Below are 26,269 nucleotides of genomic sequence, written 5' to 3' on the forward strand. Positions count from 1 at the left end.
GACACCAATCGGAGTCTCTTTATAATCCGAAAGTAAGGGGAGGGTGATTTTGACCCATACAAAAAAAATGAGGGATGTGTATGTTGCCCTTGCCGACCCGACTCGACGTGAACTGATGGCAGACGTAGAAGAATTACCTCTTCACGTCCGCCTTAACCGATTCAAGCAAGCTTGCCAAGTGGGTCATATGATTCAAGGTTGATGAATATTCAAGTAAAGCCAAAAAGTGACAGAAAGAATTGGAGAAATTGAGAATGATCATTCTTGACGGTCAGCTGATTGAAAAATTGAAGAGGAGTGTTCCTTGATGACAAATAGTAGAATGAATCCTAAGGTTGATGAATTTTTAAGTAAAGCTAACAAGTGGAAGGAAGAATATGAGAAGTTGAGAAATATCGTTCTTGACTGTGAGCTGACCGAAGAATTTAAGTGGATGCATCCTTGTTACACGTTTGAGAAAAAAAACATTGTTTTAATACATGGATTTAAAGAATATTGTGCGCTTCTGTTTCACAAAGGTGCCTTGTTACAGGATACCCATGGGATTCTAATCCAACAAACGGAGAATGTACAGGCGGCGCGCCAGATTCGGTTCACCAATGTTCAAGAAATAGTTGAAATGGAAACCATCTTGAAAGCCTATATTTATGAAGCCATTGAAGTTGAAAAAGCCGGTTTGGAAGTGAATTTTAAGAAGACGACAGAATTCATAATTCCTGAAGAATTTCAAAATAAATTCGATGAAATCCCTGCCTTGAAAACTGCTTTTGAAGCATTGACGCCGGGACGGCAAAGAGCATACATTCGTTATTTTTCTGAACCCAAACAATCCAAAACTCGAGTGTCAAGGGTTGAAAAATGTATGCAGCAAATTCTCAATGGAAAGGGATTAAATGATTAGGGCACTTATATACTTGATGATAGGAGAATAAAACTAATGCTATTATGGAAAATAAAGAAAATGACAGGACACCAATTAGTGTCATATAATAAAGGCACCAATTGGTGTCTAATTTAAAGGGGGGGTGATTTTGAACGATAAAAATCAAGAGCGTGATGTTTATGGAGCCATCGCTGACCCAACAAGACGTAAATTGCTTCGTTTGTTGGCAGATGCAGAAGAGTTACCTCTTCACGAATTAACCGCTCAATTTCAAATGGGTCGTACTGCTGTTTCTAAACATTTGGCTATCCTTAAAGAAGCTGGTCTAGTTGCCGACCGTAAAGTTGGTAGAGAAACAAGGTATCGGCTGAATGCTGCCCCGTTAAGAGAAATTGAGGATTGGGTATCGTTTTACAGAAAATTCTGGAATGAAAGAATATTGCTTTTAAACCAAATATTACAGGAGGAACAAAAAATGAATTTAACAGTATCACAAGATTTTAATTTTAAGAGCCCGATCAATAAGGTGTGGAACGCATTAACAGATTCGGATACTCTTGCAAAATGGATAATGGAAAATAACTTTAAACCAATCGTAGGACATAAAAGTCAATTCCGAAATGAGCAGTGGAATTTAATTGTAGATTGTGAAGTATTAGTAGTGGAAGAGCCTTATAAGTTATCTTACACATGGGTAGGTGGTCCGATAAACACTATAGTCACATGGACATTGAAACAAGAGGATGGAACAACCTACTTACATCTTGAACAAACAGGATTCGAAAAAGAAGATCAAGCGTTCAATGGTGCGAAACATGGTTGGGCGAAAATGGGCGAAGAACTAAAAAAAGTGTTAGAGGAAATGTAAGACCAAACCTCTGAACCTGTTTTTTTTATTAAGCTAAAAACGTAGAGGAAAAAGCAAACGGCTCAGTATAGGACTGATGCGTTTGCTTTTTTAGTAAAAATATTGATACAAAACACATTACAAATTCAGATGCAATTTTGATTACAATTTCGGATTTTGCAATAGGATATGGAACCCGTCCTCTTTTATGAAAATGGATTTCAAGAAAAGACAATATAATAGGGGAACCGTCAGGCAAATGCGGATTTACAACGCTAAGCCGATTGTCCTGACGAATGTGAAGAGTTGTAAGGAACTACCCAGTAATGGTATTTCATTTTTAAATCAATGATTAAAGGAAGGGATTAAAGGATGAAAACAAAAGAAAAATGATTGCTTATTGGACGGTCACATTACTACTCGCAGCAGCTATTATGTTAAGTGGTATCGGGCAACTGATGCAATATGGGGGAAACGTCGAGTTAGTGACGAATCTTGGTTACCCATTATACATCTTGACCATTCTCGGGATTTGGAAAGTGCTTGGAGTCATCGCTCTCGTTGTGCCAGGTTTTCCTCGGCTTAAAGAATGGGCTCACTCTGGTATCTTCTTTTTAATGACTGGTGCGGCTTTATCTCATGCGTTTGCTAACGATTATGGTGATTACGGGTTTCATATTATCCTTCCGCTTTCATATGCTGCACTCAATATCGCTTCATGGGCGTTGAGACCACAAAGCCGCATCTTCTACACCAATAAACGAGGCATTGGGCCAAATTGTTAATCAAATCCCCCAAACAAGAAATTAAAGTTTTATATAAAAGAACTAGGAGGCTTTATTTTCAAAAGAATGCGAAATAATGTATGTGAACTAAGGGCGCAATTGTTGAATAATTAAATCCCAATTTCTCATTTATATCACTGAGAGATTGGGATTTTTAATGTTGGAATATCCTTAATGTTGTAAATCCGCGTTTTGCTGGCGGTACCCCCATTGCCATCAAGTTAAAGTTTTGTAGTACCCCAGAACGAAATTTTTACCACTCTACAGTTATTTATGAGAATTAAATTCATTTTTTTCATTACTGGGGAACAAACATTTTTTTAACGTGATGGAGATAGGGTACAATACCAAATGGAATATCGCGTCCGGTAATCATACCTGCTAACCAGCCGATAATACCTCCAATAATGACCATAAAAAGGACATTTTTCTTCCTCCTTTGAATTTTTAAAAGCATAATCGTTTAAGTCTTCAAGCATTTTTTAATATATTGCTTTTATGAAGCTTATTTATTTTGCCGTTATATTTCCCTCCGTATTAAAAATTATTATCCTACCTAGAAAGACGAATAAAAGATGGAAATAAAAGAATTATTTTTAGAATAACAAGGTACTTTTTTGTTAGTAGCCAACACGAGCTCCCCCCCACATATTGATTACAAATAGTTATTATAGTGATTAAAATACAGCGTTTTATTCGATATTTGCCTAGCTTGATGGGCATGTGGTAGGACACCTGTAAGATCAGAAACAGCAATTATTGAAATAAAATTAATTTCGTTTATTCCCCGTGAAAACTAGGGCAGTATCCATAGCGATGATATAAAGTTCTTTTTTTATGAATATTTCCGGAAATCCAGCAGATAGTACTAGGGTATAAACTTTTAAAGGAGTGACTAACATGAAATACACATTTTTAACAAGCGCCTTGATTGCTCTATTCCTAACGGGCTGCGGGGTAAGTGATAATAATGATAATGGAAAAAATGTAGGAATGAATACACGAAGCGATAAAAATAATGCCATGGACAATACCTTGAATGTAAATGACAGAAACAGGGACAACGATTACAATACCAGGCAATTAAGCAATGATGACAATGATAATAAAATGCGCGTGGCTGATGAAGTAGCAAATCGGTTAGAGGACATGGAGGGTGTAGACGGTGCCTCTGTCATTATTACAGATAATAACGCATATGTCGCCGTGAATCTGACAAATGACAAGAACCTGACAAATGACTTAGAAAAGAGAATTGTTGATCATGTAAAAAAACATGATGAAAGTGTAGACAACGTTTATGTCTCTGCGAATCCTGACTTTGTTAAAAGTATGAATGATTACAGGAACGATATTCAAAATGGAAAGCCGATTGGCGGACTATTTAATGAGTTTGGTGATATGGTACAAAGAATGTTCCCGGATGCCAAATAAAAGAGCTTAAAACCTCTGTTTATAATCGACTTGAGCTCATATTGCTTAGGTTCACTATCGGATCAAGATATCGATAAAACGAGGAAGCATTTTTGGTGTATTTCGTTTAGACCTGCGGTAGGCTTTATGGCCAAAAAGAGGTGCTACCTATTGTTACAGGTAGCACCTTCTCATACTTAAAAGGGGACCTTTAGCAAAACGCGGATTTACAACGTTAAGGAATTTCCACTATTAAAAATCCCAATCTTTCAGTGATATAAATGAGAAATTGGGATTTAATTATTCAACAATCGTGCCCTTTAACAGAAGACTCGATTTCAAGATAATCTTAACAGACATTAATATCGATCTTCAGTGACTGCCCCCGTATATGTCCTAGTGACAGGGTTCTTACCATAGAAAGCAAAGCACCATGATGTCAATGATTTTCCTAATTCGAATGCTCTTCTTTTATGATTTAAATGTAATGAATTATAGTATTTCTATATAACCTTCTGTTCCATTTACTCGAATACGTTGCCCATCTTTTATCAGCTTGGTGGCATTTTCAACACCGACAACGGCAGGTAAGCCATATTCACGTGCGATGACTGCTCCATGGGTCATCAGTCCGCCAACTTCGGTGACAAGTCCTTTTATGGATACAAACAATGGTGTCCAGCTAGGATCCGTGAAGGTTGTAACCAGTATATCTCCATCTTCTAGATTTGCATCTTCCATTTTTAAGATGACGCGCGCTCTGCCCTCTATAACTCCGGAAGAAACCGGTAGACCTACAATAGCTTCGGCTGTGAGATTTTCTCGTTTGTACTCCCCTACAATGATTTCACCATCAGACGTGATAACACGTGGTGGAGTTAGTTTTTCATATAATTTGTACTCGTCTTTTCGTTTGCTGATGATTTGGTAATCTAGTTTATTTGTGCGTACGACTTCGTGAAGTTCTTCAAAAGTGAGATAGTATATATCTTCTTTTTCATGAATAACGCCCGCTTGTACGAGTTGTTCGGCTTCTTTCAGTAAAGCCTGCTTATAAACGAAGTAGCGATTAACCATGCCGTATTTTGGATATTCCCGATAACCGATGAAATTCCGGATTAGGTCGATCATTCGTTTTGTTTCTTTGGCTTTTTGCTCACCATCCGGTAATTGCTTCAATCGATCTAATAACTCTTGTTCTTTTTTCAAAGCTTCCTGTCGCCCTTGCTCAAATTTCCGATTGCTAGCATTAGGCTCAAAGTTTTTGATATTACTAAGAATCACAGGGACAAGTGTAGTTGGTTTTTCGCTCCAACGAGTTTTAGTAATATTGATTTCTCCGGTACATCGCATTCCGTATTTGCTGAGATAATCATAGATAGCGTCTTGGGTTTCCTGTCCACCATCAAACTTAACCAGTTCATCCAAAAAGTTATCATCTTTTACATGTTGTAAATAATCAATTACTTCTGGATAAGGACGAATCACATCTGCGACATCCAATAGCGCCAGACCCATTTCCGAAGTAATATTGTTTGGTACAGATTGAGAAAGGGTGTCGGCTGCGTTTTTTTCACCTAACCACTCGTTCATATTTTCATTGATCCATGATGAAGCATCTATAGCAGCCATAAACACAGCTGAACTTTGTGGGTCAAATAAAATCTTCTTTAATATCTGGATATCTTCCAGAATAAAATCAAATAAATCCGATCCTAATTTCGTTTCGATGTTTTGTTTTAACTCTTCTATCGATGTTTGACTACTCTTAATCAAATCAGAAACGATTGTCGGGTCGTTTTCGATTTGTGCCTTAGAATCCGCAGACGACACACTTTTATTGCTTTTACCGGAACTCTGTTCTTGCTTATCATTTGGTAAAGATTTTATGAGATCTCCTCGCTCTATTATGGTCATAAGTGCGTCTTTCATGAGCGGATCGTGTTGTCCCATGGCATCTAATAACATTTTTCTGCTGTCAGGTGAAGCCAGCATATGTGTGACATCAACAAACAACCTTCCACCAGCTTTACGCATGGGTGCATTAGTCGTTAACAGGAAAAAAGACAATCCCAGTGGTTTCATGGGATCGGTCATCATTTGTTGATGACCGACAGATACATAAACATGATTTTCTTGATCATTCGCTTCAGGGATCGGGTATAAAGTAGTGATTGGCCGACTCTGGACAATATAAAATGTATCATCAACCAAACACCATTCGATATCTTGTGGGTAACCAAAATAAGCTTCGATCTGTCTTCCTGTGCGTGCTAGTTGTAAAATTTGTTGTTCAGTAAGTGTTTGAGTCTTTTGCTGATCAGGATCAATCTGTTGTGTCTCTGTTCCGCCTTCTTTAAGTCCATAGATAGCCAATTTTTTGGTTGCTATCATCTTATCGACGATTTCCTCTTCCTGTACTTTATAACAATCGGCAGATACCAAGCCGGAGACAAGGGCCTCTCCTAGTCCAAAGCTAGCATCGATCGATAGTAGCTTTCGATTGGAAGTAATTGGATCAGCAGTAAATAAAATCCATGAAGCCTGTGGGAAAATCATCCGTTGAATGATAACTGATAGGTAAACTTGGCTGTGATCAAATCCGTTTTGGATTCGGTAAATTACTGCGCGATCAGTAAATAGGGAAGCCCAACATTTACTGATATGCTGTAAGATTGCTTCTTTTCCGATGATATTTAAATAGGTATCTTGTTGACCGGCAAAAGAGGCGTGTGGTAAATCTTCAGCAGTTGCACTGGAACGCACTGCATAAGCATGTTCATCGCCAAACTGGGAGAGATAGTGAGCAACAGCCTTCACTACATCGGAAGGAATCTCTACTTCCATAATGATTTCCCGAATCTTCCTGCTGATTTCACCAATTTGATCTCGATCCTCTACTTTTAGCAGTGTTAGTTGATCCAACAATGCGTAGAATGCTTCATTTTGTTCGAGGGCTTTTTGATAAGCTTCTGTCGTAACACAAAATCCTTCTGGCACTTGTATTCCATGAATCTTCGATAGTTCCCCTAAATTAGACCCTTTTCCTCCGGCGAGCAAAAGTTGCGTTTTATCGATCTCCCGAAACTCTAGTACATATGGTTTCATTTCTTTCCCTCCCATTTATCTCTCAATACCAAGACGAATCATATTACAAAAATTGTTCATCTGATCAACCAATTACGCTGTCCACTCGTTCCTACTCCTGGCGAAGTTCCATGTTCCCTTAAAAAAATAAAAATAGTGGTTGACTGAAAAGGATTTTATGATGTATAATTAAAATAGGGATAGTTTATACAAAAATACATAATTGATATATCTATATAAATTTACCACAGTTTCTCATTTTTATCAATGTATTTACACGACATAATTGTTGCAAATTCAAAGGAAGAAAAACCCCATTTTACAAGACAAATGACTCACAAATAATTTTGAATTTTAGGTCGTGATTTTCATTTGATAACTACGACTTCTTTTTGTTTTCCTGTGTTGCAAATATACAATACACGCAAACCTCCAAGAAATTCACCAATTACTTTTATGACTGTAGCTTTGAAACAAAGTTTGATCAAATTAATACAAGAAACCTAAATGAATAAATAGAAAGGGCATGTTTTGAAAAAAGATTAATCAAAACATGCCCTTATACTATTTAATTGGATCAATCTTTTATAAAAAAGATTGATCATTTTTGAGATCCTTAATGAACTAACGCACCTGTTAGTTCATTAAGAAAAGTGATTCTTATTAAAGAATCGCGCCCTTTAATTGAATAACTAAAATCTGACTTCACTTATAAAATCACTTAATTCTTACTACAGATTCGTACCTGCTAATAATACGATATTAAACTGTAAGACTCTAAAAACAAAAGCACTGACTACACACTGCTTTTGTTTACGTATGATATATCTTGTTCTTATGAGTATTTCTTGAAAGATTCTATTATTAGTAATTCGCATAAATCTTCATAACTTATTTGATTAGCATGGGCTTCTTTAGGTAATAAACTAGTTTGCGTCATACCAGGTAGAGAATTTGCTTCAATACAATAAATTACATTATCCTGATCAACAATAAAGTCAATTCTAGAATAGACTTTTAATCCTAATAAATTATGTACTTTTAACGCCGTGTTTTGTAATTCTTCAGCTAGACTATTTGGAATATTTGCAGGAGATATTTCTTCACTTGCACCTTCTTGATACTTACTTTGGTAATCGAAGAAACCTTTCTTAGGAATAATTTCTATAACAGGTATAGCAGCATTTCCAATTATACCCACAGAAAACTCTCTACCATCTATTTTTTCTTCAATTAGAATAGTATTTGAAATATCCTTTATTTCTTCTAATGCTTTATGAAGTTCATCAGAATTATTAAGAATTATCACTCCTATACTAGAACCGTTGTCATTTGGCTTGAAAACTACTGGATAATTAATTTCTGGTAATTCTTTATCGAAATCATAAATATCCCATTTCGGCGTTTTTATCCCATTAAAAGCCATTAATTCTTTTGAAATTATTTTATTCATCGCTAATAGACTGCCCTCATAGGGACTACCAGTATATTGAATACCGTATATATCGAATAAGGCCTGTAATTGTCCATTTTCACCAATTCCACCATGAAGAGCAAGGAAGCAAATATCGGCATCTTGACAAATTTCTAACACATTAGGACCAATTAAAGACTTTTGATTATTTTGCTGTTTTCGTAATACTTCCAAATTAGGTTTTTCTTTAGGCACATTATAAGTATATGTTTCTTTTCTATATTTTTTATAAGCTGATTCAAAATCAGAAACATCTTGTAAACCTTTATAAATATCTAGTAATAATACATCATGATTTTTTGAAACTAAAGCATTAGAAATTTGAGCACCAGAAGCAAGAGAAACATCCCTTTCATCACTTAATCCGCCAGCTAATACAACTATTCTCATTTTTTACCTCCTATGACGATTATTTACTATTAATTAAATAGTTTCACCTCATTCATTATATATTAAGAATGGAAATGGAAAAAGTTTCATAAACACTTATGTCTTATTTCGGATAAACTTTGCACCAGTCCTTCACTAAACTGCTAGTTACTTTAAGTACAATTCTTCACAACCCCTATATATTTTAACATAATTATCCATTTATTTTAAAAGTGAGTTACTCAACTAAATGGCCCTTTAATGGAATAACATGACTGACGTTTTTAAACGACTTTATTGTAAATTAAACAACTTTAATGTCACTTAACAGTATTCCTTATGGAACTATCCTGCCCCGTTCGTATTATAAAGGTCAGCCAGTTATTTCTGGTTGAACAATTTTTATATCGATATATGATAACGGTAGCCGGGGTAGAACGTTCCTGCCCGTGGGGCTTGGACCCCGTCAACTAAACAGTTCGCCCCCTACTTGCTTAAACATGATTTGGCTGGTTGGGACCAAGATCTCGTATAACAAGCGAAGCTATGATACTGCAAGAAGGATTAGGGGTTACCGGCAATATTATGTTTTTGGAGGAGATAAAAAATGAATCCAGTGGTTGGTCTGGATGTAGCTAAAGGTGAAAGTCAGGTTCAAGCGTTCTTGGATAAAAAGAAGCCTTATAAAAGAAGTTTTAAAGTAGCACATACCATTGAAGGACTAGAGAGCTTACACCAATATCTTAGAGAGATAGAAAACGTAACAGGAATTCGACCTCCGGTCGTTTTAGAGTCTACTGGGCATTATCATACGCCCGTTGTACAGTATTTTGAGGAGAGAGGTTACTTATTAATTATCGTTAACCCACTCATTTCTTATCGTGCGAAGAGCTCTAGTTTACGGAAAGTAAAGACAGATTTAATCGATGCACGTCACCTCTGCGAGCTGTACTATAAAGAGGATTTAGAGCCTTATAAAAAACGAGGGATACAACTCTTAAATCTTCGTAATCTTTCAAGACAACATGCAAATATAACAGGTATCTATGTACAAACAAAACTACAGTTTCAGGCTGTTCTTGATCAAGTATTTCCTGAATATAGAGGGGTTTTTGGAGATTTGTATTCGGTTGTTTCTTTGCTTACTCTATTAGAATTCCCTACTTCTGAAGACATATCAGCAGTCGATGAAGAAACTGTAGCAAATAGGATTAATGAACTTTGTCCAAGTCGTTCTAGAAAGTGGGCGAATACACAGGCAGAGAAACTTATGGCTGCCTCAGCTCGAAATCCTTTTCAGAGAACTTTATATCAGAGTCACATTTTAAGCCTAGAGATGTATATAAAAATGCTTCTAGAATACCAAAAGCACTTATCCAAATTTGAAGAAGAGATAAATGCTTTGGCAAAAGAAATTGAAGAATATAAGATTATCCAATCCATCCCTGGTATCGGTGAAAAAATCGCTACAACGATTATTTCTGAAATTGGAGAGATTGATCGGTTTAATCACCCTAAAAAACTAGTGGCATTTGCCGGAATTGATCCAAGTATCTTTGAATCAGGTAAATTTAAAGGCTCAGTAAATCGGATTACCAAAAGAGGTTCTGGTAGACTACGACATGCCTTATATATGGCAGTTCGTTGTGCCATTCGTGATTGTCGCAAGAAGAAAACGACAGATGAAATCATCCCTCGGAACAAGAGATTACGAGAGTTCTATGATAAGAAACGTGAAGAAGGAAAGCCCTTTAAAGTAGCTGTGATAGCATGTGCCAATAAGCTTCTACAATGGATTTATGCACTATTACAAAATAACTCGACTTTCCAAGATCTAACCTAGTTTAAAAGTATAACTAAATAGCACAAAACTTTCCAAATATAGTTCATTGGAAGGTTATTTAGCATGCACAAATTTAGTATAGCATGAAATATTTTAAGTTTTCATTGAAAAATGTTGACTAACTATTAGCTGGTTTAGTTGCATAAAAAAAGAGCTGTATAAACAAACAGCTCAAAGATTTTCTACTAAAGCACCCGGTAGTTGAAGAACGATTTTTTAGAAATCAATAGAATTAGCTATTTGAACTAGTATTTCGGGTGTTACCTTATCAGAAACTTCTTTATCAATACCGAACATATATACCCAATCATCTCTTTCAAACACTAACAGATTAAAACCCTTAAATGGTTTTTCCATATACTTTGCAACACTTCCGTTATCTAGCTTGAAGGTTTTTGAAACATACTTGTCACTAAATCTTATTTGATGCATAATTGGTCGAACATCAATTTTAAAATGATTTTCAGGTATTTGGTCACTTATAAATTTATCTTCAAAAGCATCATTTATCTGGCTAATTCCTCAAAAGATTGAGGAGTATCGTTTGTATTACCATAAACTTGTCCATCATTTGTTCCAAAAAATAAAATACCTATATAGTTCCTTATATTGCCGAATTTGTTTGAGATAACATGATTGTTTAGGTGACTGTCATCCTTTTTACTCTTCTTCCACCTTAAATTTAAAATCCTGGTCTACTAGCTGATCGAGAAGAGCTTGGAAAATACAGCGCCTATCTCCGTCTTGAAAACGTTCTTTTCGTTTGACTTGGTAGCCGCGCTATTGACAAGACCATCAAAGTGGAAGGCATTTGAGTTTTATTATGAAAAAATGATGGAGTAAATGAAAAAACTAATCCCGGATTTCAGGACTAGTCTTTGGAATAATTTATTTATTCTTCATTTGTTGCGATTACACGTGGTTCCGTCGTACTATTTGATGCATCAGTATCAATAACTGCATTTCGTTCTTTGCCTTTATTTGTTGTGATTACATGTGGTTCCGTCGTACTATTTGATGCATCAGTATCAATAACTGGATTTCGCTCTTTGCCTTTATTTGTTGTGATTACATGTGGTTCTGTCATACTATTTGATGCATCAGTATCAATAACTGGATTTCGCTCTTTGCCTTTATTTGTTGCGATTACATGTGGTTCTGTCGTACTATTTGATGCATCAGTAACAATCACTGCATTTCGTTCTTTGCCTTCTTTCAGTGTTGGTGGCTCTTGGCCAGTTGCCGCAAAGACGGTCATCCCTCCAATGACTAATGTACATGCAAATACTGTTCCTAAAACCGACTTTTTCTTTAAGGTCATAATGGACACTATCCTTTCTTCAATCCCGTTTTTACTAAAATGGTTACAAAGCAGCGTAACCGTATAGGTTTCATCTGCCATATTGATGAGAGATAGTGCATATGCTGACTTTGCCTTATCTCCAAACTGTCTAATAACCCTTTCGTCGCAAGACAATTCAATGTCTCTGTTTACTAAAAAATACATAAGCCAAACTAATGGATTAAACCAATGCAAAGCTACCATAATCGTTAAAATTACTTTCCACAAAACGTCAAAGCGTTTAATATGAATTAATTCATGCGTGAGAATAAACTGAATATTTGCAGCGTCTTCCCAATTTGTTGATTTCGGCAATAAGATGACTGGTTTAAAGATTCCATATGTTAACGGGGTTGTAATTCTATCTGATACTGCAATTTGAATCGTTCTTTTTAACTTATGATCGTTTAGCCATTGATCGAGATACTCATTATTCTTCACTGGAATGGCTGTTTGAAATTCTTTATATAATCTAACATAGGCCACTATAAAGAATAGCAAAACCCCGATACCCCCACATGCCCAAAGGTACTGAACGAAATCGCTTGTCATCACAAGCAAAAGCTGATCATAGAACGTGCTTGATGTTTGTGCAATTTCGATTGTATTGTGCATACTTTCCGAATCATTTGAGTGAGTGAGCGTAACAAATAAGTTTTTCAGCATAGGCTGTATGCTCAACTTTGAATAAAAAGAGTAGGGGATGAGTAGTTTAAATGCAACGATTCCCCAAAGAATTAAAAATGTTTGCTTTGGCACTTTATTTCTTACTAACATCCTCATCAATAGCACAATGATGAGGAGGAGAGATGCGTCTACACCCATGTTGAGAATACTCATATCATAATTCCTCACTCAAAATCTTTAACAATTTGCTTTAATTTATCGATCTCACTCGCGGACATTTTTTTCTTGTCTAGTAAGGATGCGAATAGTAAAGATTTAGAACCATTAAATATTTTATCAATCAATTCCGTCGTTTCTTGTTCTTGTATCTGTTCTTTTCTGATGATTGGATGACAGATAAAGTTAGGTTCAATTCTTTCAATGGCCTCTTTTTTTATACATTTTTTTATGACTGTATAGGTGGTATTTTTATTCCAACCTATTCGTTCGTTTAACATTTGTGTGAGCTGTTTAGCTGTCAAATCGCCTTCTTCCCATAAAATATTCATGACTTGTAATTCCGAATCAAACAATTTAACTTGCATACGCGCATGCTCCTTTTCTTAAGTGGACTATTGCAATAGTTTGCCACATACCAATACTACCGCGATAGTCTGTAGTTGTCAAGACTATTGAGATAGTCCGTTGGAGAGAATCCATTTTAAGGGCATAATTATACGGATAAATTAACCTTTGGATACTGTGTCTAAATCCATTTAAAATTCAATAAAAGCTTAGTAAAGTCTTCTTCGATGATGACTCTTTTAATTTGCCTCGGCTTCACTTCACAGGTGACATCAATCTGAATTTTAAGTGCAGGTTCTAAAGCAAATCTGAATTCAATGAGAACCTAACACTCCATGATTCTACACCTTGCTGACCACTAATAATAACCCATTCTAACCCTTCATCAATAAGTGTACGTAGACGGTCTTCAAGCGCTTTTTTCACGATAACGCCAGGATGCTTGTCATTGATAATCCCTAGTTCGTGTGGTTTATAGCCAGTGATAATAATTCGCTGTAGCAACAAAACGCCCCATAAGCTGTATATTATGTAGTACTAATATACAGTTAGGGGCAGGTGAAAACGAATTCCAATAGGTTGTATAGTTGTACCCAAGTAAGGTTAAATGTTAATTAAAATGCAAATAGTGTTAAGACTACAGCTACAGCAGCACATAGGCCTAAAAACCACCATGTATCTGTAAAGTACTCTTTGGAGTCACTATTCATGTAAAGTACTTCCGTTCTGTTTTATCTTAATCTGTCCGTTCCAAGACCAATTTGTCCAAATTCGAAGTATCGTTTCAAATGGTCCTCGATTCTTTAAATAAGCAAGGCTGAAAATACATTGCAAACTGTAAAGAATTATTAGATAAATCTCATAAACAAGTTGCTTTTAAATTCCAGTCAAGCGACACTACCTCAACATCTTTAAGTGAGCCGATTATAGATAAATCTTCTACTCTCATTTCATATATATACAGCATTTTCGGATTGACTAGTCTCAATATAGTATTGATTTCATTTTGGTTTACTGTGTAAATCCACAGTTTTATCAATTTCGAAAAAGATTTTAGCTTTTCAATATTCTTTGTTTTCCCTTGGATTAACAATTCAGTAGAAGAGTCATCTACGTCGGATAAATCATCTACAAACTGAGGTTGTTCTCCCATACGAAAAATAAAATGGGGGTGTTCTTTTAAAAATAACATTTTATACCTCAGCATAATCGTTTAAAAATATTCTACCATTTCGAATACTATTGAACTAAACTGCCCCGTTAGTTGCATAAAGAAAAAGCTGTTTTAAGACAGCTCCGATCTTCAGCTAACGCACCCGATAGTTTAAGTGTATTGTTTCACAATTTATACTTTCATGTCTGAATATCATTAACCATATCTCACCAGTACATGCCACAATAGCTTTAATTCCTGAAGCATATCTTTAACAGTTCCATAATCAGACCAATTATCAGGATTAAAGTATAAGTCTTTTACGGCAGAGCCAATTATTCTTGCATCAATATAATCGCTTTGTGCAATACGTTTTGCTAAAAAAGGCATTGTTGGTCCTCTAAAATCAGAAGGAATATCCTGCACTTTAAGTTTAAAACCCCTTCGCCAATATAATCTAATTGAATACTTTAGGCATATTTGTTCTAGGGCTTTCCCAATATCAGTTCCTCTAAAAGAACTGTCTGCAACAAGAACTTCAACGTCATCTTTAAGTGATATATCTCCATGAATTTGAGCTTCTATGTAGTGATTAAGATTTCGATTAGGTTTCTTGTTGTTGAGGTATATTTCTGATTTAGGAAGATTAGTTAATAAATGATTGATTAGTTTTGGAGGTCGTAGTTCACTTTCTCCAAGTACATATTCTCTTGAGAATGACTCTTCCAAAAGTATTGCTAAAATTAAATCAAATTCTTTATAGGTCCCCTTTTCCTTTAAATCTTGGTGAGAATCTAAATATGTAAATGTAGAACGACATGAGGCTTCTGGATAAAGTAGGAGATAGCATGAGCCAAAGCGAGGGGCTGGTCCATCTGAATGTAACATCAAATTAAGTGCACCATATTTGGGACGTTCTTTATTTGTTGTACCCTCAAGTTGGTATGTTCCTCCAAACATTCTTTTCTCCCAAAGGTCTCGTTCACCACCTGGAAGAGCAGATACACTTCCATTTGAGATAAGCGTTTCGAATTGATTTTTATAAACCCCTTGCATTAATAATGATTCGGCAACGCTTGTCATATTGGAATCGGGTCTATCTGGATGAAAATGCAAACCAATTCTTGCGTAAACTTTAATTGCATTAACTGCTTTTTCAAATGTATCTGTTGATATGTTTGACATTTCTAACACATGATTAATATTTAATTTAGCTTCATTTTTATGATTTCTTGCATAATTTTCAATATATTCAATAGCTAATCGTTGTGAATTTGATAAATGCATGTTTATTAATTGCTCCTCTCTCCTCTTATAATCACTTTTAAACATATTCTTATGTAACAAAATTTATAAATACTATATCATTTCTTATTGAGCTAAACTGCCCCGATAGTTGCATAAGAAAAAACTGCCTTAAAGACAGCTCTGATCTTCAGCTAACGCCAAAAAAGCGATTCTCAAGAAGAACGTCAACCAAAAGTTCATTTTCAATAGATGGCTTTTCTGTTCCGATATATGGTGTAGTGATAATAAGATAAGAATTGTCTATCTGGTCAGCAATTCTTATTGCTCCATATTTACCATTTGGTAAATTCACAGCAAAAACATCTCCATTTGTTACTATGTTTTTAGCCTTTTCTTTAGCCATTTTGAATCCTCCTATGGAATAGATACAACCTTAATATTTAATTATAATAGACGATTTTCATCTTCAACTAAACTTCCCCTTTAGTGCCATAAGAAAAGGAGCTGCTGATCAGCTCCTGGTAATGAAGTAAAGTACCTGTTAGTTCTATAAAAAAAAGCGATTCTTATTAAAGAATCGCACCCTTTTCTTGAATAAATAATTTAGTTTTTTGTAGATTCATAAGGGTGACTTGAAAATTTAATAAATTTTAAGTAAACCATCCTTATGACGACAAAAGAAAGAACCCCTTTTAGTATTGAATAGATTCATAAATTAATCGAAAATTGGAGAACAATCTAACATAATAAAGGGAGACCTTTTCAAGACTCAATACCCATAACTTCTCATGTTCTACATTTTTACCGTCACCTTAAATAGTGAATTTCACGTTTATTAAAGGATAATTATATGTTCCTGTTGCATCCTCCATTTCATCTGTGTTGATCAACAAGAATGGGATTACCATCAGGATCTTCAATTGTAAAGCTTGCAGGCCCTTCGGTTGTTTCATCTGCTTCAGACAGTATTTTAATTCCATTTTCTTTAAGCTGATTTTGAATGTCTCGAATGTCCGTAAACGAATTGAGATTTTCGGCATTTTCATTCCATCCTGGATTAAAAGTTAGAATGTTCTTTTCAAACATTCCTTGGAATAGTCCAATTATGCAACTTTCATTTTTCATAATGAGCCAATTTTGGGTAATATCCCCTCCGAAGACTTGAAATCCTAAATTTTCGTAAAATGATTTTGATTTGTTAATGTCTTTTACACTTAAACTTACAGAGAATGCGCCTAGTTTCATAATTCCTCCATTTAAAAAATTAATAATTCAGAAAGTTCGCTGCGTAAATTAAGTATACATCATTACTTTGAAGAACACATTTCAGTTTGTCCAATTTTTATAAAGTAAAACCAAAGCCCAGTTAATATTCCATTAAATGGCCCAATTGTTGAACAAAGGTCAAACAGCACTCTTCAACTAATCTGCCACTTTAGTGAAATCCACTTTTATTCCCGCTAAAATAAAAATAGTGCCAACTTCTCATTAATAGAAATCGGCACTTCGTTTATTCGCTATACATTATCGTGTCGCTTTAGGCGGTTGGCACACGTCACATTTACGTTGGTTATTATTTTTAAATTTCGTAAATGTTTTTTCAAAGTTGCTACCACATGTACATTTAAATAGTAACTTTTGAGAAAAACCGTGATATTCAGTCGTTAGCAACTTACTTTCCGAATTGTTCTCAACAAAATCTTTAATTTTACCAATCGTCCATTGTTTATTCATTCTCTTACACCTCCATATTTTATCGCTATGCGGAGGCTTTTCTTGGCATCCGTTCAATTATAGGTAAAAATAGTAATTATCTTAAGTTATCCATTATAACATGAGCTGGCACTCAATTAAACAGATGGAAGATATCTTATTAAACTCCCTCCTAATAAGTCCAAGTAGATTTATAATTTTTTCTTTATGTTTATTACATATAAAAAAACAGATCATCTACTTAGAATTGATCTGTTGGACAAGTTAAGGAGTATCCGAATGAAAATTCATATCGAGGTTCAATTATTTGCAAATTAGGGAAAATAATTATTTAAATAATAAAATACTGCGATAAAAAATGTTACAATCTATTTGTTAATAATAGGAAAAACACATTAGACTGCTCAGGAGGTTTTTTTTGAAATTTTCATTAGGAAAGAATAAGGTTCTAGCCATGCTTCTAGCTTTATCTGTAGTTATTATTGGATGTTCTAATAGTGAGGTTACAGTGACAGAAGATATGGATCAATTCATTACAGATACAATAATAGAAGAAGGTAAAGCTTCTGTCAGTTCGACTGATAAACAATTCGAAGCTCACAATATTTTTGGGACCGAGGAAAAAGATGGTTTAACCAACATTTATCTTCACACTGTTTATGAGGGATATGATAAAGTAACTGGAGGCGAAATTAAAGCAGGGTTTTCTTATCCTGTACTGATTAAATTAGCAAAAGAGAAAAATGTATACGTAGTAAAAGAGTACAGGGTTCCAGAAGATGGAGCAGAATATACAAAATCAATTGAAGAGATGTTTCCTAAAAAATATGCCAAAAAAGCAATCAACAACAAACAAGGTACTGTTCATAAATTGGAAAAAGAGATCCAAAAAGAGGTTGATAATTGGCTAAATAGTACAAAGTGACGAAATTAATATTTTTCTCATATAACTCCTCCTAATTTTTAATACAAAGTTAATTATACATACATTAATTTCAAAAAATATATAAAAAAGTTAAATATTGATTAAATGTACAATACTTTGTAAAGCTTTGTTGTAACACAATAGTTTTTGGGCTTTTTCTGATTTCGAATCAAGGTTCGGCAGCTGAAAAACAAAGGGATGATTATACCTTTGGAGAAGTAGAAAATATTATAGTTGAGCATTTGAAAGCAAACGGGTGCTCATTTCCCTCGTTGGAGATAAGGATTATCACCCGCTAAATCTTGCATGCTAGTAAGCCGTAGCCCACCGCTATGGCTTTTTTTTGGTCGTACTTTCTGACTTTCTCATCACCCATTACAAACAAAGTACATGCATAATAAATTCCCGTTTGGTATGCCCGTACTGCCACTCAAACGTAGTCTCCTCTATCCTCGTCGTAGTATCTTTTTATATACTCGATGAAGTCTTTCCTTGGATGTTTAGCTACATAATCCGGCTCCTGAAGGATTTCAGGTCAAAGAGGTATTCATTAGACACGAAATAAAACATATACTGAATGATACTTATGATCAGATTAGAAAGGAGAAATCAGCTTTGACAAAATATCGGATCATGACCTTTGATGGAGGCGGCACCTTAGGGGCTTTAAGTTTACAACTTTTGAACAGACTGGCTCAGCAAAACCCAAAATTAATTAGTCGAACCAATGTTTTTTCGGGAAATTCAATCGGTTCATTCACTGCCCTTGCGTTAGCAAGTGGAAGATCGCCGAAGGAGACACTCCAGTTTTTTAAGGATAAAATCCTGCCGGCATTCAGCGTTTCCCGACCAGGTGGACCTGTTTACAACCAACAATTACCATATTCTGGTTTCATTAAAGCGGTACAAACATTTTTCCCACCAGATCTTCTCCTCAAAGACTTAAAAAGACGAATTGTTGTCCCTGCATTTCATTTATTCTCACCGGAGCTGAATCGTTGGACTCCTGTGTTATTCCACAACTTTCCTGGCTCTCCCTATTTACATGAGAAAGCGAGTGATGTAATACTACGGAGCAGTGGTGCTCCCGCGACGCAACGAGCCTATCAAAACTACGTGGATGGGTATACAGTAGCAACTAACCCCAGTACAGCCAGTATCGCGTTTGCAGTGGGGAAAGCCAAACAGCCGTTGGATCAAATTGCGGTATTATCCATTGGAACAGGTGAAGAGCCGACTCAATTAAGAAGAGATACAAAGGGGTGGGGGATGGTGAGTGCAGATAACATACGCCCCGAAAATATGAAGAACCTTCCCCCAAATTGGGGAGTTCTTTTGGACCGATCGCCCAATGAACCCTTACTGCCATTTCTTCAAATAATCGCTAGTGGATCCGGTTACTATGAATCCATGGTCAGTTCTCAGCTTCTAGGAAATCGTTTTTTTCGGTTAAATCCACGGATCCCTAATTTATCCAAAACGGACCCTTCTGTGGTTCCCACTGTCATTTCAATTGCTAACAAAACAAATTTACAACCTGCAATTCAATTTATAGAGAAAAACTGGAATTAATAAAATTATCCCATAAATTTGATTGAATTTTTTTCATTTTAAGAATTTGGATTTTTTATAAAAAACAGCCAGAACCTGGCTGTTTTTATTTATTTATTTATTTATTTATTTATTTATTTATTTATTTATTTATTCAGTTCTTCTTCAACTAATCTGCCCTGTTAGTGCCATAAGAAAAAGGCTGCCTCAGCAACCTTCCTTAGGTGCCCCCTGTATATCTGATCATTACATTAAAATATATATTTTTCCTTAATATTCTGCATTGAGTTATGAAGTCCTTCTTGAATAAACCTGCCCTTTAGCTCCATAAGAAAAGAGCTGATCGTGAAGTGAACCCAAAAAGTTAGACACTTTATTTAATTAGGCAGCCTTGAGGGCATGAACCCGGAATTCTACCGGGCTCATGCCTTTTAATTTTACCTTGATTCGTTGATGATTGTAGTAATGGATATATTCTTCTAATTCTTGTTTGAAATGCTCCATGCTTTCAAATTCTTGAAGATAAAGTAACTCTGATTTTAATAGGCCAAAGAAGTTTTCTATGACCGCATTATCGAGACAATTTCCTTTACGGGACATGCTTTGTGTAATGTTATGTCTTTTCAAATCATGCGAATATTGTTTCATCTGGTAATGCCAGCCCTGATCTGAATGAAGAATGGGTGAATCTTTCGATTCCAAGCGGTCAAAGGCTTTCTCCAGCATTTTGGAAACGAGGGGATAAACAGGCCGAGATTCGACATTATAGGCGATGATTTCTCCATTAAACAGATCAAGAATGGCCGATAAGTATAGTTTCTCCCCAGCTAGATGGAATTCTGTGACGTCTGTCACCCATTTTTCATTTGAGTTTGTTGCCTTGAAATCACGTGCTAGAATGTTGGGTGCAATCTTGCCGATTTTCCCTTTGTACGAACGGTATTTCTTCATGCGAACTAAAGACTTCAATCCTAGTTCATTCATCAATCGGAGAACTGTTTTATGATTGATGCGAGCACCTCTGTTACGTAATTCTAGGGTGATACGCCGATACCCATAGCGCCCTTTATGCGTATGGAAAATCTCTTCGATAAGGGATTTCATTTCTGTGTATTTATCCTCACGCCCGAAGGCGTTTACCCAATAATAGTATGTACTCCGTGCCATGTTAGAAATGGATAGAAGCAGATTTAAATCAAATTGTTTCCTTAGTTCATGGACTACTTTCGCTTTGTCTTTCTTTGTAGGGCTTCCTTTTCTTGAACTAAGGCATTCAACTTTTTTAGATAGGCATTCTCTGCACGTAAGTATTCTAATTCGGCAAGAAGTGCTTCTTGAGAGCCTTTAGCTGGTGATGTTTTTTTGGTTTCTTTTTTCATGGATAGACGCCCCTTTTTCTTTGGTTTAAGGGCGTCTATACCTCCTTCCTTCAACTGATTTGACCATTTCAAAAGTGTAGAATCGGAAGGAAGATTATAGTGTACAGCGGTCTCGCTGATCGATGCCCCATATTCGTTCATATAATTAAGTACCTCTAGTTTAAAGGGCAGAGTGTAATTTGTATAGGATGAAGCAATTCCTTCCATCCCATGTTCTAGATAGCGAGCGACCCATCTCTTCAGAGGGGATAGACCTACATTTCTTTCTTGTGCGATGGATTTATAGGATTTTTTCCCTTCCAAGTACTCTAAAACTGCATGTAATTTTTCGTCTATCGTATATTTAGTCAAAAAAACTGCACCTCCAATTGTTAGATGTTGTCTAACAATTGGGGTGCAGTTCATCGTCACAGCTCTTTAAAGAACAAACGCACCAGTTAGTTTAACAAGAAAAAGTTAGGCACTTCTATTTCACGTAATGTTTTTTGAAATCTAGTTTAAGTATAAACCCTCACAATCTAATAGAGTAATGTAGGACCCCTAGTGTACGAATAACAATGACATCCTTTTAAAGTAGATTACTTTAAATAGGGTGATTTTTTATGCAAATGTGAATAAGGTATGCAATTTTACATGTTTTTGGAACTTAATTGTGGTCTCAAGTACAAATTTCTTCTCATTTGATAAAGGATTTCTTAAGGCTTGTGTCACCACAAAAGAAGGTCGTTTACTAATTATGAGAAAATGGCATATTTTTTGCTTTGTTTTATGTGTAGAAACTAAAACAGAAATAAAGGGGGTTGTTATATGTCAGATTCAAAAGGGATGAAGAGGTCGTTAACGCTTATTCCTGTCGTTCTATTTGGTTTTTCATTTATGGCGTTGGCCACTGTGTTTAGTACATATGGAATCGCGGCTCAATTATCTCATGGTATGGTTCCAGGATCCTACTTACTCGCTTTAGGTGTGATGTTCTTTACGGCATACAGTTATGGACAGATGGCAAAGGTTATACCTTCAGCAGGTTCTGCTTATGCGTACACACAAAAATCAATCAATTCTTATGCTGGTTTTCTCGTAGGTTGGTCGATTTTAATGGATTATTTATTCATTCCAATGGTCAACTACTTATTATTTAGCATTTTCTTCTCGGCAGCTTTTCCATCTATACCGGCATATGTTTGGGTATTAAGTTTACTGTTGATTGTGACAGTGATTAATGTGATAGGTGTAAAAATAGCGACAAAAGCAAATGCTCTCCTTACAATTTTAGCCATTCTTTTCATCGCTATATTTATCGGATTATCCATCCGTGAAATTACCGGTGGCACAGGAACGGGTACACTTTGGAGTTTTGATTCTTTTTATAATACGAATGAGCACTTTTCTTTCATAGTCGCAGGAGCAGCACTTCTTTGTTTCTCATTTCTTGGGTTTGATTCTGCTACAGCATTTGCTGAAGAGACGATTCAACCTGAAAAAACCATTCCCCGCGCAATCTATATCATCATGTTTACAGGAGGAATTCTATTTATAGCCGTTTCATATTTTGCACATAACGTATGGCCTTTATATGATACGTTCAGTAATGCGGATGCAGCAGCTAATGAAATTATTACATTAGTTGGCGGAAAAACATTTGCTACTCTCTTCTTAGCTGTCTATGGGTTCACCGCCTTTGGATCTGCAATGTCTTCTCAAGCAAGTGCATCACGTGTCCTCTATGCAATGGGGCGTGATGGACAATTACCGAAGCGATTCTTCGGAACTCTTCATAAAAAATATAACACTCCTGTTAATAACATTCTTGTAATTAGTGGGTTTTCACTACTTGCATTAGTTTTAAGTTTGACATTAGTTGCTTCATTTATAAATTTCGGAGCCTTCCTTGCCTTCACTTGTGTTAATCTCTCTGTAATTTTTTATTACTTTATCAAGAACAAACAGCGATCTTTCAAAGGAACCATTCTATATTTAATCATTCCACTTATTGGAGCCGTTCTTGATTTATGGTTACTTGTGAACTTAGATATTCACTCAAAAGTACTTGGAGGGATTTGGTTTGTGCTTGGGTTTGTGTACATGCTGGTATTAACAAAAGGATTTAAAGAGTCACCACCAGAAATAAACTTATCAGGTGAACATACTTAAAAATAAAGGGGAAATTATCATGATAAAAGAAGATACAATAATCAAAAGTAATAGCATTTTTATAGGATTAGGTGAACAGCCAGAGTTAATTTGGCATAGAACTTGCACTTTTTAAATAAAACAAGTGGCATGCGAAAATAAGATTTTACTCTATAAGGAGAGGTTACAATGCCGATCATAGCAGATATTGTTATTAGTGGGAATGCAGTTTTAACTGGGTCAACAGACTCTCCCGTTCCAGCGTCTATATTAATCAAGGAAAATAAAATTATAGAAGTTTTAGAATTAGGTTGTTTTGCTGAATATGTAGATAGTCAGACGAAGATTTACCATTTTGGTGATCAACTGATTATGCCGGGTTTCCATGACTTCCATATCCATTTGTTGTTAGGAGGTTTATTGAATGATAGCGTTCGGCTCAATTCAGCGAAATCGGCAAAAGATGCCGCTGAGATGGTTAAAGCATACGCAGACACCAAAATAGATGACCCCTTTGTCATAGGGTGTAGCTGGGAACAAAGCCTTTGGGAGGATGGGCAGCCGCATCGATCCTTCTTGGACGAAGTAATTTCGGACAGACCTGTACTGTTATATCAGGCTGAATTTCATAGTGCATGGGTGAATTCCAAAGCGTTGGAATTGGCAGGAATCGATAAAAATACGAAAAATCCTCCATACGGCGAGATTGTTAGGGATGAAAATGGGGAGCCTACAGGATTATTACTTGAGCACGCTGTAGGTTTTGTCACGAAAGCATTACCTATTAATCTTGAAATGCAAGAGAAGTTACTCAATAATTTTTTACGTGAAGCAGCTAAATACGGAGTTACTTCTGTTCATGATTTATTAAGGATCCCAGAAATGGGTGTGGAAGAAGCTGAATTGTATGGTGAATATGAAAAACAAGGTAAGTTAACTGCAAGAATTCATTTTGTTGCTCCCTTAAACGGAGATTTGGGACTGGCAAAAAGTTTACGTGAGAAATATACATCCAATTTGGTTCAATTCTGTGGCTTCAAGCAGTTTGTCGATGGAGTCACCACCAGTCATACTGCCTATTTGCTAGATGAATATGCAAACAATCCAACGACAAAGGGGAATACAGTTTTTCCTGAGGAGACGATTAAAAATTGGACAGTAGAAGCTGATGAAGAAGGATTTCGGGTTCGCTTCCATTGTATTGGGGATGGAGCGGTTAAATTAGCTTTGGATTCTTTTGAAGCAGCACAGCGGAAAAATGGGGTGAGAGATTCCCGTCATGTAATAGAGCATGTAGAAATGATTCATCCTGATGACATTGAAAGGTTTAACAAACTAGGAGTACTTGCCTCTGTTCAGCCAGAACATATCAACGTTTCACAAAGGGAGGTGTACGAGGACTTAATCGGGCAAGAGCGAATGAAATATACCTTTTTACTAAAAACGATGATAGATAATGGCACAAATGTTGTATTTGGCACCGACTATCCAGTTGTAAAGTTGGAACCGTTGTCAGGGATTTATCGTGCTGTTACAAGGCTAGATGATGAAGGTGTAACATGGGATGAAAAGGAACGAATTTCATTAAAGGATGCGCTACTTGCTTATACTGCGGCTCCGACATATGGGTCTTTCCGTGAAAAAGAACTAGGAACAATTGAGGCTGGAAAACTTGCAGATATTATTGTCCTTGACCGTAACTTATTTGATGTCCCATATGAGGAAATCAAAAATGCAAATGTTGTTTTTACCATGGTAGACGGTAGGGTTGTCCATGAAATTGTTGGGGAGGTATCCATATGAGCAAAGTGAAGATAGGATTAATTCAATTGACTTGTGATGAACGAATTGAAGTGAATGTAGAAAAAACAAAAGTGAAGGTCAGAGAAGCTGCAGCTCAAGGAGCAAAGGTTATTTGTTTACAGGAACTCTATCATTCTGAATACTTTGCTCAAACAGTTTCTGTAGAGAATTATCTATTAGCAATCCCTTTAGACCACGTAGCTATAAAGGAGATGCAGGAACTTTCCAAAGAGCTAGGAATCGTGTTAATCGTTCCTTTCTATGAATGGGTAGCAAAAGGGATTTATTTTAATAGTGCTGCAGTTTTTGATGAAAATGGACAACATTTAGGCACAACACGGAAAAACCATATCCCAGACGGGCCTCAATACCATGAAAAATATTACTTTACGCAAGGAAATACAGGGTATCCAGTGTACGATACGAAATTTGGGAAGATTGGAATCGGCATCTGCTGGGACGAGTGGTTTCCGGAGGTAGCCCGTATTTTGACATTGAAGGGAGCAGATATACTATTCTATCCCTCCGCAATTGGTTCGGAGCCGGATCATCCAGAGCTATCCACTAGAAGAACCTGGACCAAAGCCATCTCTTCACACGGCATTCACAATGGAGTATTTGTAGCTGCGGTTAACCGAGTCGGCCAAGAAAAAGATATGAGATTCTATGGTGGAAGTTTCATAAGCAATCCAATGGGGGATATTGTCCAATCATTAGATGAAGAGGAAGGAATCCTGGTCCAGGAAATCAATATAAAAGAAATCGAGTTTGCAAGAAATCTCCTACAATTTTTAAGGGATCGACGAACGGATACATACGGGCCGATTTTGGAACAATGTTAGGGTTACCTGTCCTATGTATAAGTACGTACTAATCATTTATAATTTTCTATTAGAAAATGTTGAATCCAATAAAACACTAATTGGTAACTCTTTTGAAGTTAGCTCAAATAAACCGAATAAACGTTATGTAGATATAAGAGCATAATGCAACTCTTGCTATATTTCGTTCGGATTATGTATATGAGGAAACAAATAATAATCACGGATTGGGGTCCTACCAATTTATTGAATTAAAAAACAACATAATAAACTGAAGGGACTGCCTTATTTTATATAAGACAGTCCCTCTTC

At 36.0% G+C, this 26,269-nt stretch carries 23 protein-coding genes and 2 pseudogenes; 12 read left to right on the forward strand and 13 right to left on the reverse strand.

Annotated features, from left to right (window positions below):
* The first annotated feature begins 49 nt into the window (after positions 1 to 49).
* The 5 genes and pseudogenes from RE409_RS22965 (at position 50) to RE409_RS22985 (ending at position 2,515) form a co-directional block, all read left to right on the forward strand.
* Positions 50 to 202, forward strand: a complete 153-nt coding sequence (locus RE409_RS22965) for a hypothetical protein (RefSeq protein ID WP_309558134.1) — start codon at positions 50 to 52, stop codon at positions 200 to 202.
* A gap of 105 nt (positions 203 to 307) precedes the next feature.
* On the forward strand, positions 308 to 901 hold the full coding sequence (locus tag RE409_RS22970; protein WP_201186630.1) for a YdeI/OmpD-associated family protein: 594 nt from the start codon (positions 308 to 310) through the stop codon (positions 899 to 901).
* 130 nt (positions 902 to 1,031) lie between these two features.
* A pseudogene (locus RE409_RS22975) lies at positions 1,032 to 1,358 on the forward strand (ArsR/SmtB family transcription factor); the annotation flags it as partial.
* The gene (locus RE409_RS22980; protein ID WP_242485487.1) at positions 1,359 to 1,751 is read left to right on the forward strand and encodes an SRPBCC family protein; all 393 of its coding nucleotides are present in this window, start codon (positions 1,359 to 1,361) and stop codon (positions 1,749 to 1,751) included.
* Positions 1,752 to 2,119: 368 nt separating this feature from the next.
* Positions 2,120 to 2,515 carry a DoxX family protein gene (locus tag RE409_RS22985; RefSeq protein WP_309558135.1) on the forward strand — a complete coding sequence of 132 codons (396 nt, stop codon included), beginning with the start codon at positions 2,120 to 2,122 and terminating at the stop codon, positions 2,513 to 2,515.
* A gap of 298 nt (positions 2,516 to 2,813) precedes the next feature.
* Here RE409_RS22985 and RE409_RS22990 read toward each other — a convergent pair whose 3' ends face one another.
* Complete coding sequence (locus tag RE409_RS22990) at positions 2,814 to 2,972, reverse strand: GlsB/YeaQ/YmgE family stress response membrane protein (protein WP_201225218.1); 159 nt, start codon at positions 2,970 to 2,972, stop codon at positions 2,814 to 2,816.
* A gap of 443 nt (positions 2,973 to 3,415) precedes the next feature.
* On the opposite strand from RE409_RS22990, the gene RE409_RS22995 reads away from it, so the two are divergent.
* Complete coding sequence (locus RE409_RS22995) at positions 3,416 to 3,949, forward strand: YhcN/YlaJ family sporulation lipoprotein (RefSeq protein WP_201223081.1); 534 nt, start codon at positions 3,416 to 3,418, stop codon at positions 3,947 to 3,949.
* A gap of 471 nt (positions 3,950 to 4,420) precedes the next feature.
* Here the strand turns inward: RE409_RS22995 and ppsA are convergent, their stop codons facing one another.
* Complete coding sequence (ppsA, locus tag RE409_RS23000) at positions 4,421 to 7,036, reverse strand: phosphoenolpyruvate synthase (RefSeq protein WP_309558136.1); 2,616 nt, start codon at positions 7,034 to 7,036, stop codon at positions 4,421 to 4,423.
* A gap of 814 nt (positions 7,037 to 7,850) precedes the next feature.
* Complete coding sequence (locus RE409_RS23005; protein ID WP_201186640.1) at positions 7,851 to 8,879, reverse strand: D-alanine--D-alanine ligase family protein; 1,029 nt, start codon at positions 8,877 to 8,879, stop codon at positions 7,851 to 7,853.
* A 586-nt stretch (positions 8,880 to 9,465) separates the two neighbouring features.
* On the opposite strand from RE409_RS23005, the gene RE409_RS23010 reads away from it, so the two are divergent.
* Entirely contained in the window at positions 9,466 to 10,701 is a 1,236-nt protein-coding gene (locus tag RE409_RS23010) for an IS110 family RNA-guided transposase (protein WP_116821653.1), read from the forward strand.
* 216 nt (positions 10,702 to 10,917) lie between these two features.
* Here the strand turns inward: RE409_RS23010 and RE409_RS23015 are convergent, their stop codons facing one another.
* From RE409_RS23015 to RE409_RS23055, 9 genes and pseudogenes are all read right to left on the reverse strand, one after another.
* Positions 10,918 to 11,133 (reverse strand): hypothetical protein, encoded by a 216-nt coding sequence (locus RE409_RS23015; RefSeq protein ID WP_201223075.1) that lies wholly within the window; start codon positions 11,131 to 11,133, stop codon positions 10,918 to 10,920.
* Positions 11,134 to 11,593: 460 nt separating this feature from the next.
* Complete coding sequence (locus tag RE409_RS23020) at positions 11,594 to 12,883, reverse strand: M56 family metallopeptidase (RefSeq protein WP_309558137.1); 1,290 nt, start codon at positions 12,881 to 12,883, stop codon at positions 11,594 to 11,596.
* Between the two features lie 11 nt (positions 12,884 to 12,894).
* Positions 12,895 to 13,254: a BlaI/MecI/CopY family transcriptional regulator gene (locus RE409_RS23025; RefSeq protein WP_201186646.1), complete on the reverse strand. Its 360-nt coding sequence runs from the start codon at positions 13,252 to 13,254 to the stop codon at positions 12,895 to 12,897.
* A 295-nt stretch (positions 13,255 to 13,549) separates the two neighbouring features.
* A pseudogene (locus tag RE409_RS23030) lies at positions 13,550 to 13,738 on the reverse strand (SLOG family protein); the annotation flags it as partial.
* Between the two features lie 355 nt (positions 13,739 to 14,093).
* Positions 14,094 to 14,387 (reverse strand): hypothetical protein, encoded by a 294-nt coding sequence (locus tag RE409_RS23035; RefSeq protein WP_201223072.1) that lies wholly within the window; start codon positions 14,385 to 14,387, stop codon positions 14,094 to 14,096.
* Between the two features lie 216 nt (positions 14,388 to 14,603).
* Positions 14,604 to 15,674, reverse strand: a complete 1,071-nt coding sequence (locus RE409_RS23040; RefSeq protein ID WP_201250407.1) for a DUF3626 domain-containing protein — start codon at positions 15,672 to 15,674, stop codon at positions 14,604 to 14,606.
* Positions 15,675 to 15,822: 148 nt separating this feature from the next.
* Positions 15,823 to 16,038 carry a hypothetical protein gene (locus RE409_RS23045; RefSeq protein ID WP_201223070.1) on the reverse strand — a complete coding sequence of 72 codons (216 nt, stop codon included), beginning with the start codon at positions 16,036 to 16,038 and terminating at the stop codon, positions 15,823 to 15,825.
* Positions 16,039 to 16,508: 470 nt separating this feature from the next.
* Positions 16,509 to 16,880 (reverse strand): VOC family protein, encoded by a 372-nt coding sequence (locus RE409_RS23050; RefSeq protein WP_056529927.1) that lies wholly within the window; start codon positions 16,878 to 16,880, stop codon positions 16,509 to 16,511.
* A 279-nt stretch (positions 16,881 to 17,159) separates the two neighbouring features.
* The gene (locus tag RE409_RS23055; RefSeq protein ID WP_201186653.1) at positions 17,160 to 17,369 is read right to left on the reverse strand and encodes a hypothetical protein; all 210 of its coding nucleotides are present in this window, start codon (positions 17,367 to 17,369) and stop codon (positions 17,160 to 17,162) included.
* A 397-nt stretch (positions 17,370 to 17,766) separates the two neighbouring features.
* On the opposite strand from RE409_RS23055, the gene RE409_RS23060 reads away from it, so the two are divergent.
* Positions 17,767 to 18,273 (forward strand): hypothetical protein, encoded by a 507-nt coding sequence (locus RE409_RS23060; protein WP_201186654.1) that lies wholly within the window; start codon positions 17,767 to 17,769, stop codon positions 18,271 to 18,273.
* Between the two features lie 615 nt (positions 18,274 to 18,888).
* The gene (locus RE409_RS23065; protein WP_201223068.1) at positions 18,889 to 19,845 is read left to right on the forward strand and encodes a patatin-like phospholipase family protein; all 957 of its coding nucleotides are present in this window, start codon (positions 18,889 to 18,891) and stop codon (positions 19,843 to 19,845) included.
* 360 nt (positions 19,846 to 20,205) lie between these two features.
* Here the strand turns inward: RE409_RS23065 and RE409_RS23070 are convergent.
* Positions 20,206 to 21,554 (reverse strand): IS3 family transposase gene (locus RE409_RS23070; RefSeq protein WP_201182105.1). Its coding sequence is split into 2 segments (ribosomal slippage): positions 20,206 to 21,110 and positions 21,110 to 21,554, totalling 1,350 coding nucleotides; the frame shifts between segments, so codons are not numbered across the junction.
* Between the two features lie 456 nt (positions 21,555 to 22,010).
* On the opposite strand from RE409_RS23070, the gene RE409_RS23075 reads away from it, so the two are divergent.
* The 3 genes from RE409_RS23075 to RE409_RS23085 all read left to right on the forward strand — a co-directional run bounded on the left by RE409_RS23075 (position 22,011) and on the right by RE409_RS23085 (position 25,978).
* Positions 22,011 to 23,354, forward strand: a complete 1,344-nt coding sequence (locus tag RE409_RS23075) for an APC family permease (RefSeq protein ID WP_201186663.1) — start codon at positions 22,011 to 22,013, stop codon at positions 23,352 to 23,354.
* A gap of 168 nt (positions 23,355 to 23,522) precedes the next feature.
* Positions 23,523 to 25,136 carry an amidohydrolase gene (locus tag RE409_RS23080; RefSeq protein WP_309558138.1) on the forward strand — a complete coding sequence of 538 codons (1,614 nt, stop codon included), beginning with the start codon at positions 23,523 to 23,525 and terminating at the stop codon, positions 25,134 to 25,136.
* The gene (locus RE409_RS23085; protein WP_201186665.1) at positions 25,133 to 25,978 is read left to right on the forward strand and encodes a carbon-nitrogen hydrolase; all 846 of its coding nucleotides are present in this window, start codon (positions 25,133 to 25,135) and stop codon (positions 25,976 to 25,978) included. Before RE409_RS23080 ends, RE409_RS23085 begins: the two co-directional genes overlap by 4 nt.
* Positions 25,979 to 26,269: the final 291 nt, after the last annotated feature.

This window comes from Peribacillus sp. R9-11, assembly GCF_031345095.1.
Taxonomy (GTDB): Bacteria; Bacillota; Bacilli; order Bacillales; family DSM-1321; genus Peribacillus; species Peribacillus butanolivorans.

Bases quoted from the DNA above. Each gene is read 5' to 3' on its own strand.
- RE409_RS23085 (WP_201186665.1), top strand. From the start codon at position 25,133: ATGAGCAAAGTGAAGATAGGATTAATTCAATTGACTTGTGATGAACGA.
- RE409_RS23040 (WP_201250407.1), bottom strand. From the start codon at position 15,674: ATGCATTTATCAAATTCACAACGATTAGCTATTGAATATATTGAAAAT.
- RE409_RS23015 (WP_201223075.1), bottom strand. From the start codon at position 11,133: ATGCATCAAATAAGATTTAGTGACAAGTATGTTTCAAAAACCTTCAAG.
- RE409_RS23035 (WP_201223072.1), bottom strand. From the start codon at position 14,387: ATGGGAGAACAACCTCAGTTTGTAGATGATTTATCCGACGTAGATGAC.
- RE409_RS23005 (WP_201186640.1), bottom strand. From the start codon at position 8,879: ATGAGAATAGTTGTATTAGCTGGCGGATTAAGTGATGAAAGGGATGTT.
- RE409_RS23025 (WP_201186646.1), bottom strand. From the start codon at position 13,254: ATGCAAGTTAAATTGTTTGATTCGGAATTACAAGTCATGAATATTTTA.
- ppsA (WP_309558136.1), bottom strand. From the start codon at position 7,036: ATGAAACCATATGTACTAGAGTTTCGGGAGATCGATAAAACGCAACTT.
- RE409_RS23080 (WP_309558138.1), top strand. From the start codon at position 23,523: ATGCCGATCATAGCAGATATTGTTATTAGTGGGAATGCAGTTTTAACT.
- RE409_RS23010 (WP_116821653.1), top strand. From the start codon at position 9,466: ATGAATCCAGTGGTTGGTCTGGATGTAGCTAAAGGTGAAAGTCAGGTT.
- RE409_RS22995 (WP_201223081.1), top strand. From the start codon at position 3,416: ATGAAATACACATTTTTAACAAGCGCCTTGATTGCTCTATTCCTAACG.
- RE409_RS22990 (WP_201225218.1), bottom strand. From the start codon at position 2,972: ATGCTTTTAAAAATTCAAAGGAGGAAGAAAAATGTCCTTTTTATGGTC.
- RE409_RS23055 (WP_201186653.1), bottom strand. From the start codon at position 17,369: ATGAATAAACAATGGACGATTGGTAAAATTAAAGATTTTGTTGAGAAC.
- RE409_RS22985 (WP_309558135.1), top strand. From the start codon at position 2,120: ATGATTGCTTATTGGACGGTCACATTACTACTCGCAGCAGCTATTATG.
- RE409_RS22980 (WP_242485487.1), top strand. From the start codon at position 1,359: ATGAATTTAACAGTATCACAAGATTTTAATTTTAAGAGCCCGATCAAT.
- RE409_RS23020 (WP_309558137.1), bottom strand. From the start codon at position 12,883: ATGAGTATTCTCAACATGGGTGTAGACGCATCTCTCCTCCTCATCATT.
- RE409_RS23045 (WP_201223070.1), bottom strand. From the start codon at position 16,038: ATGGCTAAAGAAAAGGCTAAAAACATAGTAACAAATGGAGATGTTTTT.
- RE409_RS22970 (WP_201186630.1), top strand. From the start codon at position 308: ATGACAAATAGTAGAATGAATCCTAAGGTTGATGAATTTTTAAGTAAA.
- RE409_RS23050 (WP_056529927.1), bottom strand. From the start codon at position 16,880: ATGAAACTAGGCGCATTCTCTGTAAGTTTAAGTGTAAAAGACATTAAC.
- RE409_RS23075 (WP_201186663.1), top strand. From the start codon at position 22,011: ATGTCAGATTCAAAAGGGATGAAGAGGTCGTTAACGCTTATTCCTGTC.